At 49.2% G+C, this 7,339-nt stretch carries 10 protein-coding genes; 7 read left to right on the top strand and 3 right to left on the bottom strand.

Annotated elements, in window-relative coordinates:
* The 3 genes from ABFB09_RS09510 to ABFB09_RS09500 all read left to right on the top strand — a co-directional run.
* The coding region (locus ABFB09_RS09510) for an RHS repeat-associated core domain-containing protein (protein WP_347001258.1) at positions 1-1,129 on the top strand (1,129 nt) is incomplete at its 5' end.
* Between the two features lie 48 nt (positions 1,130-1,177).
* Positions 1,178-1,660 (top strand): hypothetical protein, encoded by a 483-nt coding sequence (locus ABFB09_RS09505; protein WP_347001257.1) that lies wholly within the window; start codon positions 1,178-1,180, stop codon positions 1,658-1,660.
* A 39-nt stretch (positions 1,661-1,699) separates the two neighbouring features.
* A complete protein-coding gene (locus ABFB09_RS09500) occupies positions 1,700-2,140 on the top strand; it encodes a hypothetical protein (RefSeq protein ID WP_347001256.1) in 441 nt (146 codons plus the stop codon).
* 53 nt (positions 2,141-2,193) lie between these two features.
* Here the strand turns inward: ABFB09_RS09500 and ABFB09_RS09495 are convergent, their stop codons facing one another.
* From ABFB09_RS09495 to ABFB09_RS09485, 3 genes are all read right to left on the bottom strand, one after another.
* On the bottom strand, positions 2,194-3,762 hold the full coding sequence (locus ABFB09_RS09495) for a recombinase family protein (protein ID WP_347001255.1): 1,569 nt from the start codon (positions 3,760-3,762) through the stop codon (positions 2,194-2,196).
* Between the two features lie 21 nt (positions 3,763-3,783).
* On the bottom strand, positions 3,784-4,572 hold the full coding sequence (locus ABFB09_RS09490) for an ImmA/IrrE family metallo-endopeptidase (protein ID WP_347001259.1): 789 nt from the start codon (positions 4,570-4,572) through the stop codon (positions 3,784-3,786).
* Positions 4,573-4,707: 135 nt separating this feature from the next.
* Entirely contained in the window at positions 4,708-5,100 is a 393-nt protein-coding gene (locus tag ABFB09_RS09485; protein ID WP_347001254.1) for a helix-turn-helix transcriptional regulator, read from the bottom strand.
* A 154-nt stretch (positions 5,101-5,254) separates the two neighbouring features.
* Here ABFB09_RS09485 and ABFB09_RS09480 point away from each other — a divergent pair, with 154 nt between their 5' ends.
* From ABFB09_RS09480 to ABFB09_RS09465, 4 genes are all read left to right on the top strand, one after another.
* A complete protein-coding gene (locus ABFB09_RS09480; protein ID WP_347001253.1) occupies positions 5,255-5,485 on the top strand; it encodes a helix-turn-helix transcriptional regulator in 231 nt (76 codons plus the stop codon).
* Positions 5,486-5,767, top strand: a complete 282-nt coding sequence (locus ABFB09_RS09475) for a hypothetical protein (protein WP_347001252.1) — start codon at positions 5,486-5,488, stop codon at positions 5,765-5,767.
* The gene (locus tag ABFB09_RS09470; protein WP_347001251.1) at positions 5,767-6,867 is read left to right on the top strand and encodes a hypothetical protein; all 1,101 of its coding nucleotides are present in this window, start codon (positions 5,767-5,769) and stop codon (positions 6,865-6,867) included. Before ABFB09_RS09475 ends, ABFB09_RS09470 begins: the two co-directional genes overlap by 1 nt.
* Positions 6,868-6,874: 7 nt before the next feature.
* Positions 6,875-7,339 (top strand): DUF3854 domain-containing protein (locus ABFB09_RS09465; protein WP_347001250.1); only part of this gene is annotated, 465 nt, incomplete at its 3' end.

Genomic DNA, 7,339 nt, shown 5'->3' with positions numbered 1-7,339 from the left:
GTCCGGGGCTTCGGCCACGGCCACACTGACAGCTATCGCCCCATATCAAACCCTCACCTGGGATGTGGAGAACAGGGTAGTGTCCATCACCGGCAACGGCGCCGATGCCCAGTACGTCTACGACGGCGATGGCAAACGGGTTAAAGAAATCGAAAACGGTGAAACCATTCTGTATGTCAACCAATACTATGAGAAGAACCTCACTACAGGTGTGGTTACGACCTACTACTACCTGGGAGGCAAGCTCATTGCCGAACGCGAAGGGACGACACTGCAATACATCCACCAGGACAGCCTGAACAGCACCTCGCTGGTCACAGACAGCAGCGGGGGCTCTTTAGGCTCTACGACAACCTATCCTTACGGTGCCACCCGCACGGGTTCAGTGCCAACGGATGAGAAATTCACCGGGCAACGTCTGGATTCCACCGGGCTGTATTACTACGGGGCGCGGTATTATGACCCGGCCATTGGGCGGTTTATCAGTGCGGATACGATTGTTCCCGACTTCATGAATCCGCAGGCGTTCAACCGGTATAGCTACTGCTACAATAATCCGTTAAAATACACTGACCCGACGGGGCATTGGACATTTTTGATTGGGGCAGGAATTGGTGCCTTAGTGGGGTTGGTTAAATATGCAATTGTTGATATGGCTATTCAACATAAAGAGTTTTCATGGAATGGATTTGCTGGTACCGTTGCAGGGGCGGCGGTTGCTGGCGCAATAGCTTCGACAGGTGTTGGGCTTGTTGGAATGATGGCTGCTGGCGCTGGTGGGAATGTTGCAGGAGATATTACTGAACATTTATTTACAGGTGACCAATATGGAGTGGGTGATTTGATCAAAGACACCATCGTAGGAGGTATTGGTGGAGCTGTCGCAAATGGTATTAGTGGGATACTAGATGACATATTGCCCGCATGTTCTCTAGAATATGAAATTGCTCAAGGGCCTGATCAATTATTCAATTCTGTGATTGCGAGCACTATGGTCGACCTTCCTGTGAATATTCTTTCTGAGTCATTCACAGATTCAGAATCGTTTTTATCGCAATTAACTAGAGTAAATAAATCTACATATAACCAGTGGGACGAAATGTATTGGGAATATGCTTGGACTAGTTAACATTATACGATTTATCCTTTATCCTATTAATGAATCGAAGGTAATATCATGAATATTGTTAAGTTAATAAAGTCCCGTTACTCTAAAGTCATTATTGAACGTGCCCTAGAAAAGGGATTTGACGAAAAACAAAAACAACAAAATGCAAGACAGTGGATTTTCCTTAGCGTCCTTTGCTGTGTTTTTGCTTTGGTTTTGGCTTTGTACACCGGAGCAATCGCTACGGCACTTTTCTGGCTATATTTTTCTGGTTTACTCGTTTATGGTGCGATATTCGGGATACTACTTTTGATTTTGGCTGGAATAAATAATGCCCCTGTCCTTATTCTATGCGTAATTTTCTATCTTGTTGCGGGAGCATTGGTAATTCAAGCAATGCCCTTGAGAGACTTAACAATACCGTTTTCCCTATATTTTGGAATGCTTTTTTCTTTGATAACTCTATTTGAGATCGTAAACACCAAGATTATCCAGCATAAAATACAACTTGGTTTAGCAATTCCTTTGAAGGAACGATCACGGTTACAATAACAGACGACGTAAGCGAGCGGCGGATATGGCGCTACTGCAGTGGCAGTATTAGCTCCCACCGCGTTGGCTAGCATCACGCTGGCCAGTTGTGGTAGTGGATACACCACCGCCCCCAGCGTTTCGTTCTCAGGCGGCGGTGGATCAGGCGCTTCTGCTACCGCTACCTTGTCCCCGACATCACTGGCTGGCCTCAACCTCCTCAGCGGCGGCAGCGGTTATTCCACCGCTCCGACTGTCACTATCTCAGGCGGCGGTGGATCTGGAGCTGCGGCCACGGCCACACTGACAGCTATCGCCCCATATCAAACCCTCACCTGGGACGTGGAGAACAGGCTAGTGTCCATCACCGGCAACAGCGCCGATGCCCAGTACGTCTATGACGGCGATGGCAAACGGGTTAAGGAAATCGAAAATGGGAAGACCATCCTCTACATCAACCAGTACTACGAGAAGAACCTCGGTGGAGACGACATAGTATAAATATTGTGATCTGATGGAACAAACTGTGAAAAGGCGGTTCAGAATACTGTTAACTATGGTGGAGCTGAGGGGACGATATCTAGAACCGATATTGTCTCCTGCTTCTGATTATCCGGTGGGAACGGCATGGTGTAATCGAATGTCAGTTTGTCATCATCAACACTGATACATTCGATAAACGATCTTAAAACTGTCTTCCGCTCAACCAACCCACGTGTATTCAGGAATTCCCGCAATTCTGCTACGTAGGGCAGAATCTTTTGAGGATCAAATATTCTTGCTTTTTGCCAGACATGGTCCTCTTCCAAATCTAATTTGGCCTGTTTGATCTTCTCGATCTTGTCCTGAAGTTCGGTTATGCGTCCGGCCATTCTTGCAGGGTCAATTGCTTTGGTCTCGACGAATTCATAGAGACGGTCTAAGCGTAGCTGCCACTGTTCGATTTCCCGATTGAACACTTCCATCTGTTCCCTGTATTTATGATCAGCCCCTTCAATGGCCATGTTGCTCTCCCTGATCAGTTTGAGAAGGTTGTCATCGGAAAGCACATAATCACTAACCTTGTTAGTGATGAAGCCCTCAACTTTTTCCTTGGGCAAATGCTGGCTGGGACAAATACCTTTTCCTTTGCTATAAGCAGTGCCGCAGACATAGTAGTGAAATTGACCAGACTTGGCACCATAGCCGATATAAGCGGCGCCGCACTTGTGGCATTTAATGAGACCGCTGAGTAAATAGGTGCTACTGGTTACTCTTGGGTGGGTAACTTTCGGTGCCCTGGAAGCGAGAGTGACTTGGACGTCATCAAATAAAGTCTTATCAATTAAGGCTTGCCATGCATCATCCTTGATCACGGGCGGTAAGTTGTTGTGTTTCCCACGGTGGGTTTTACCCCAAACTAGGCGGCCGATATAAGATTCATTGGTGAGAATTTTGTGCAGGCGTTGTTTGCCCCACTTTCCACCAGCCGGCGCTGGGAAGCCGTCTCCGTTAAGGCCTTTGGCAATTTCTTTGAGGCCTTTACCTCTGGAAATTTCGTTAAAGATTCGTTCAACGATTGGAGCTTGTTCAGGATGTGGCACTAAAGTATTACGCTCTTTCTCGCCATCGCGGATCTTCTTTTTCATGTAGCCATAAGGAACCCGGCTACAGTTAAAGAACCCGCGGGATGCGTTCTCGCGAAGGCCTCGAGTGATGTCTTGCGCCAGATTGGAAGAGTAGAACTCATCGATAACCTCGATAATACCCTCCATAAGGCGGCCGGTTGGGGAGTCTTCGATTGGCTCATTGATCGAAACCACCTGAACGTCCTGTTTTCTCAGAAGGGATTTATAGATGATTGAGTCCTCGCGATTACGGGCGAAGCGAGAAAGTTTCCAGACAAGAATCATATCAAATGGATGCTGTTTTGCTCTAGCCAAACTGATCATCTCACGGAAGGCCGGACGGGCGGTGCTCCGGCCGCTTTCAGCCTCGTCGACAAATTCCTTGGCCACAAAAAAGCCGTGTTTGCTAGCGTAGTCTCTCAGTGACTTCAACTGAGCCGAGATGGACAGGTCAACATCCTGACGGTCAGAAGAAACTCTGGCATAGATAACCACTCTTTTTATCTGATTTCCCATAGCTTTGCCTCCCCACATTGTCTACAAGTGTTTGAAAAATCCTTTGATATCAATAGGTCTCAAACGTCCGATTTGAGGTTCAATAAAACTCCTGTCGGTTGAAAGTACCGCGGTTAGAACCGCTTTTATGGGGTCACCTGAGATCATGAGAGGTCTTGCTAATGCCAGCAAACCGTTGTCGTCATCATCAGAGAGGGTGACCCGGGCGAGGTGTGGTTTTTTTGTTTTGATCACGAGGTTGATTAGCGAACCGGGCAGGGCATGACGGCCTTTTCTAGGAAAATAGCCGTCAGAATAAGATACGTTGGATTCAGGTTCTTCGTCATTATGGCACCCGGTCCAGTAAGCGACCTGCCATGCGGAGCTCCCTTCACCACAGGGTTCATAGAGCGCACTATAAACAAACAACTTGCCTTGCAGCACTTCACCCATGCGTAGCAATACTTGAGCGCAACTCTTGGAGTGAAAGGATGCCAGTTCAATAACATCGAGGCCGGTTTCGTACACCTTCTTTATGAAGTCGTCTCTCGGTAACAGCACCGCCGTGGCAAAGCGGTTGGCGGCCAGATGACGTGCACTGGTACGGAGCGCATCATAACTCGGGTCGGCTTCGGCAAAAAGCGTCTCCATCATTTCCCTAATCTCGTGAAGAATGGTGTTCTGTTGACCACTCAGGGTATCGCCTTGTCTGAAGTAGATATTTTTCTTGCTATCGAACACCTCATGATAGCCCCTAAGGTTATGAGGCATTTTATCTGTCCCATTCAAATTGATACCGCAACACGAAGCCACGGCCCTGAGCGTCCTCATATTAGATGGCAGGCCTTTCAAATAGACGTTGCGAAATTCGTCAGCCTTTTGCTCTTCGGAAGAGTCACCCGGGCTACCGAATTTTCTAACTAAATGATCACAGAAGCACCGGAGGTCGCTAGATAGCTTCATTTGTTAGCCCCCGGGTAACAACTTTTTGCCGGTGGCCTTCTCGTACATTTCGACGATGAAGCGCTTGACGTCGGGTGTGAGTTCGCCGGAAAGACGTGTACCTGACTTGTAGCGGGGGTCGCTCATCACATAACGGAAGGCCATTTCAATCTCCTCTCTATCGCTTAGTTCACTAGCGGCTTCCTCCAGATAGCCGGCAGCTTTCATGAGATCCCTTACCGGCACATCGAATACTGGAGCCAACTTTTTCAGTATATCAGCGCTAGGGCGGGGTTTATGTCCTTGCTCGATCTGGGCTAGATAGGAGCTGGAGACACCAGCCTTAGCCTGCACTTCCCGAAGTGACAGGTTGTGTTCCAGTCTGAGGTTTTTTAGGTACTTATTGAATTCTACCATAGCACCCTCCAGCGAAGAGTATAGCACTAAAGTAAACATTTGTAAACACCTTTAGAACATAAATAGAAACATAATAGTGACAATAATTGCTTGACGAAGTAGGGGTCGAACTTTATACTATTTAGCGTACATTCTGTACGCTGGAGTGAACCAAATGGTTAAGGTGATCCTGAAAAGACAGCCTTTTGATGTTGCCTTGGCAAAGAAAAATCTATCGCAGCGTGCTCTTGCCAGGAAACTTGGCATGTCCCGCTCCTACCTTTCTCAACTGGTGACTGGCAAACGGCCACCTTCAGCCTATATGCGCCAGCGTTTCCTGGAGTTCTTCAGAGATTGTTCTTTTGACGATCTTTTCACCATTGAAGAAGACGGTGGCGCTTTATAGATGACTATCTATACTCCTGAAAATGGACTCAAGTTGCTGGCTAGGATGATTGCCGAAGCTTACCTTGAGGAACTTGCCGAAGAAGCCAAAAAAGCCAGATTAGCACGGAAAAAGAAGGAGGAGGTTCATCATGCCGACCAAGGGAGTCAACCAACTCATCAGGTTGCCGAAGCTGAGGAAGATCAGTCAGGGAATCAAAACGAAACCGAAAGCGAAAGTGATACTGATACTGTTTATCTGTCTCCGACTGCCAATCTACTCAGCATACAGGAGGAGCGGTAATGTCAATTGAAGCCGACCGGGAAGATTTCGAAAACGGGCTACGTATACTTGCCCGCATACTTGCAAGGGCTCATCTAAGAGATCTGGCCATTATGAGGAAAATTAAAACCGAGGAGAAAGAAATGCCGATCAAGGGAGTCACCGAAGTCATCAGGTTACCGAGGCTGGGGAAGATCAGGCTGGGACTTAAGAGAGAGTCCAGCGAGGGCTTTACCTATCCCGTCCCCACCGACTATTTCGTCTGTCCGGATGAAGTGAGGAAGGTTTTCGGCGATAAGCCGACCGAGCTTCAAATCATGCTGCCGACCGAAGAACCCCGCCAGTGGGCCAGCCAATACCTGAAATGTTACTCAGCTTACCGGGGCCTAATCTGCCGCGGTGACGGCGAGACGGCGGTAGCCAGGGTAGATATCCGGACCGGCCGCATCGCCACCCATAAGGACCTGGAAACCGAACTTAGAGAGATCACTTGCGACCCCAAGACGTGCGCTTATTACGAATCCGGTCGCTGTAAGAGAGTGATGAACTTGCAGTTTTTGATTCCCAAGTGCCCGGGTTTTGGCGTCTATCAACTCGACACCAGCTCATACCACTCCATCGTCAACGTGAACTCCATGCTCGAACTCATTCAAAGCGTCTGCGGAAGACTGTCGATGATTCCGCTGTCCCTCAAGCTTGTGGAAAAGGAAGTGGAGGTTGAGGGCCGGAAAAAGATAGCGCGGGTTCTGTTTCTGAGTGCCGCCTATACCTTGGCCGAAACTCAGAAGTTAGCTCGAATGGCGCCCAGCCAGTCTTTGTTACTTCCGCCGCCGGACAGCGAAGCCCCGGACGACCTTTTCCCCGATGAAGTGACCGGCAAAGATAAGACCAGGCTGGAGGACGGTGTCACCGAAAATGAAATCATTGAGCTATGGGACAGGGCCAAGACCAAAGTCTGGCATCTCGATATCCGCGACCATCAGATCAGGCGGTGGTTCGAGAAACACTGCCATATTGAAGCGGAACTCGACGACTTCAACTCGCCTTTGCCGCCAAGTAAATTTTCCGCCGAGGGGCTGAAGCGTTTTCTGAAGGCAGTACAACGCGACGTCGCTTACTAAGACGGTCATGGTGAGAAAAGATTTAAGCGGCCAGTCCACCGCTGCCGGAGACGTTTTTTCCGAGGCTATACCGGAGCTTATGGAGAGTCATTTTAAACATCTTCATGAGCAAAGCGGCCTTGGTCTTGAAGTAATCCGGGAGCGGAAATACCGGAGCGTCGAAGACAAAGCCGAGCTTGCCAGGCTCGGCTTTGCCCCGGCGCAACAGCGAGTGCCCGGCCTCCTCATTCCACTCTGGGGTGTCGACGGCACAGCCGCGGGCTTTCAACTCCGATCCGACAATCCGCGCACCAACAACCAGGGTAAGACGGTGAAGTACGAGCTTCCGGCCGGATCGGCCAATCGCCTCGACTGCCCGCCTCGATGTCAGAAAGATCTCGGCAATCCGAAGGTGCCTTTATGGATCACCGAAGGGTCGAAGAAAGCTGACGCCCTGGCCGGCCACGGCGCCTGCGCCATATCCGTCACCGGC

The organism is Dehalogenimonas sp. THU2 (assembly GCF_039749495.1).
Lineage (GTDB): Bacteria > Chloroflexota > Dehalococcoidia > Dehalococcoidales > Dehalococcoidaceae > Dehalogenimonas.
The sequence above is the reverse complement of the archived record's forward strand: the minus strand, read 5'-3'. Positions and strand labels throughout refer to the sequence as shown.